This window comes from Massilia sp. CT11-108, assembly GCF_047302915.1.
Lineage (GTDB): Bacteria > Pseudomonadota > Gammaproteobacteria > Burkholderiales > Burkholderiaceae_D > Telluria > Telluria orientalis.
Map to the genome: position 1 here is coordinate 1 of NZ_JBKYMO010000623.1, position 2,785 is coordinate 2,785.

Below are 2,785 nucleotides of genomic sequence, written 5' to 3' on the forward strand. Positions count from 1 at the left end.
GTCCGCGCGCTCAAGCGCAAGTACCACTGGCCGATCGAGACGACGAGCTTCCCGTCCAACGCGCCGGACGGCCGCGCAGCGGCTCGGCGCCCGCCTGGTCGGCGTTGGACAGCAGGATGGCAAGCACCATGCCGCGCGCGGTGCGCGGGCCGGGGAAGATGGGTGATTTGCTGGGCATGGCGCCATTCTAACGGGCCTGCACTACGTTAGTTCGCGAACGGTGCGCGACGAAGGCCGGCGTAGACTGGCGGCAGCCTCACTGCGAACGACGAGTCCCCGATGAAGAGCGAAGACCACGCCTTGCACGACCCGGTGCCGAACACCGATCCGCCTGCCGCCGCCAGGGCCGCGGGCCTGCGCTACGTCCACGACGACCGTCCGGGCATCTTGCGCGAGCCGGTCAAGGACGGCTTTCGCTACCTCGACGCGAAGGGCGAACCCGTCGAGGACGAGGCCACCCTCAAGCGCATCAAGTCGCTGGCGATCCCTCCCGCGTGGACGGACGTGTGGATCTGCCCCCAGGCCAACGGCCATCTGCAGGCGACGGGCCGCGACGCGCGCGGACGCAAGCAGTACCGCTACCACCCGAAATGGCGCGAGGTGCGCGACGAGGTCAAGTACGAACGGATGATCAAGTTCGGCAAGGCGCTGCCGCAGATCCGCAAGGAAGTCGACCGCGCGCTGTCCCTCCCCGGCCTGCCGCGCGAAAAAGTCCTCGCGACGATCGTCTACCTGCTGGAAGCGACGATGATGCGCATCGGTAACGACGAATACGCCCGCGAGAACAAGTCGTACGGCCTGACCACGCTGCGCAACCGCCACGTCAGGATCGACGGCAGCGAAGTCGGGTTCCGCTTCCGCGGCAAGAGCGGCGTATACCACGACGTCAAGGTGCACGACCGGCGCCTCGCCCGCATCATCCAGCGCACGCGCGACCTGCCCGGCCAGGATCTGTTCCAGTACCTCGACGAAGATGGCGAAACGCACACGGTGGGATCCAGCGACGTGAACGACTACCTGCGCACGATCACCGGCGAGGATTACACGGCGAAGGATTTCCGCACGTGGTCCGGGACCGTCCTCGCCGCGATGGCGCTGCAGGAATTCGAAGCCGTCGATTCCGACACGCAGGCGAAGAAGAACGTCGTGCGCGCCATCGAATCCGTCGCGGAACGACTGGGCAACACGCCGTCCGTCTGCCGCAAGTGCTACGTGCACCCGGCCGTGCTGGACGCCTACCTCGACGGCACGATGCTCGAGGGCCTGCGTGCCCGCGCCGAGGAAAGCCTCGTCGAGGACCTGAAGGACCTGCAGCCCGAAGAGGCGGCCGTGCTCGCGATGCTGGAACGGCGCCTCGCGCAGGAGACCGCCGCCAACGACCTGGCCGTCAAACGGCGCGCCGCCTGAATCCAACCAACGAAAGGAACCCCATGAGCAGCATCGAACTCGTCGCCGGTTTCGGCCACCAGGTGACGGGGGTGACCGTCGCCGAGGACGGCCGCATCTTCGTCAACTTCCCGCGCTGGACCGAGGACACCGCGGTGTCCGTCGCCGAATTGAAGGATGGCCGGCTGCGCCCGTACCCGGACGAAGGCTGGAACGGCTGGCGCAACGCGAAGAAGGACGAGGTGACGCCGCACGACCACTGGGTGTGCGTGCAGAGCGTCGTCGCCGACCAGCGCGGCAGCCTGTGGGTGCTCGACCCGGCCGCGCCGGCGCAGGCGCACCTGGTGGCCGGCGGCGCGAAGCTCGTGCGCATCGACCTCGCGACCGACAAGGTGACGCAGACGATCGCCTTCGACGAGGACGCCGCGCCGCAAGGCTCCTACCTGAACGACGTGCGCTTCTCGAGCGACGGCAAGGTCGCTTACATCACCGATTCCGGCGTGCGGGGCGCGCTGCTCGTCGTCGACATCGCGTCCGGCAAGGCGGCGCGCGTGCTGGACGGCCACCCGTCCACGCAGATGAAGAAGGGCCTGGACGTGACGGCCGACGGCAAGGTCCTGCGCCGCCCGGACGGCCGCGGCGTGGAATTCTCGGCGGACGGCATCGAGCTGTCCGGCGACGGCAAGTACCTGTACTGGCAGGCGATCAAGGGCGACGAGCTGTATCGCATCCCGACGGCCGCCCTCACCGGTCCGGGGTTCCGGGGCGAGGATGTCGGCGCACAGGTCGAACCGTACGGGAAGAACGGCGTCAACGACGGCCTCCTCATCGCGCGCGGCACGGAGCTCATGTACCTGACGTCCGTGCAGGACGATGCGATCAAGGTGCGCGACCTGTCCGAAGGCCCGTCGGCGCAGGCGCGCATCGTCGTGCAGGACGAGCGGCTGCGCTGGCCGGATACGTTCGGCCAGGGACCGGACGGGACGATCTACGTGACCACGTCGCACATCCAGGACTCGGCGTTCTTCAAGCCGGAGGCGCCGGCGGCGTTGCCGACGCAATTGTGGAAGGTCGTGGTTTAACCGGTCAGTCCGAACGCCCCCGGCCGCAACCACCCGCGCACGATCCGGAACCGCCACGTCCGCTCCACCGGCGGCGTGCGTTCCGGCTCGGCCGCCTCCCAGTCCACCTCGACGACACCCTGCAGCTGCAGCACGTCGCCGGTCGCGAAGTCGGCCACCACGATCGCCGCGCGCGGCTCCGCCAGAAAATTGCCGAGCGTGTTGAAGTAGCGGTTGCCCGCGTAATCCGGCACAGCGAGCACGTCGCCATCCAGCCGCGCGAAGCCGGCCGGGCCGCCCCGGTGCGAGACGTCCAGGCCCGCGGCACCGTCCTGCGC

Annotated in this window: 4 protein-coding genes; 2 read left to right on the forward strand and 2 right to left on the reverse strand. The window is 68.8% G+C overall.

Translation table 11 applies throughout. The features are described from left to right. Positions 1-10 precede the first annotated feature (10 nt). The gene (locus ACEN88_RS28505) at positions 11-178 is read right to left on the reverse strand and encodes a hypothetical protein (protein ID WP_413345093.1); all 168 of its coding nucleotides are present in this window, start codon (positions 176-178) and stop codon (positions 11-13) included. Between the two features lie 101 nt (positions 179-279). On the opposite strand from ACEN88_RS28505, the gene ACEN88_RS28510 reads away from it, so the two are divergent. Together ACEN88_RS28510 and ACEN88_RS28515 are read left to right on the forward strand one after the other, a co-directional pair. Beyond that, on the forward strand, positions 280-1,407 hold the full coding sequence (locus tag ACEN88_RS28510) for a DNA topoisomerase IB (protein ID WP_413345095.1): 1,128 nt from the start codon (positions 280-282) through the stop codon (positions 1,405-1,407). Between the two features lie 23 nt (positions 1,408-1,430). Next, positions 1,431-2,468, forward strand: a complete 1,038-nt coding sequence (locus tag ACEN88_RS28515; protein WP_413345097.1) for an L-dopachrome tautomerase-related protein — start codon at positions 1,431-1,433, stop codon at positions 2,466-2,468. Here the strand turns inward: ACEN88_RS28515 and ACEN88_RS28520 are convergent. After that, a partial coding sequence (locus tag ACEN88_RS28520) for a pyridoxamine 5'-phosphate oxidase family protein (RefSeq protein ID WP_413345099.1) occupies positions 2,465-2,785 on the reverse strand: 321 nt, incomplete at its 5' end. The genes ACEN88_RS28515 and ACEN88_RS28520 overlap by 4 nt on opposite strands.

Bases quoted from the DNA above. Each gene is read 5' to 3' on its own strand.
- ACEN88_RS28510 (WP_413345095.1), top strand. From the start codon at position 280: ATGAAGAGCGAAGACCACGCCTTGCACGACCCGGTGCCGAACACCGAT.
- ACEN88_RS28515 (WP_413345097.1), top strand. From the start codon at position 1,431: ATGAGCAGCATCGAACTCGTCGCCGGTTTCGGCCACCAGGTGACGGGG.
- ACEN88_RS28505 (WP_413345093.1), bottom strand. From the start codon at position 178: ATGCCCAGCAAATCACCCATCTTCCCCGGCCCGCGCACCGCGCGCGGC.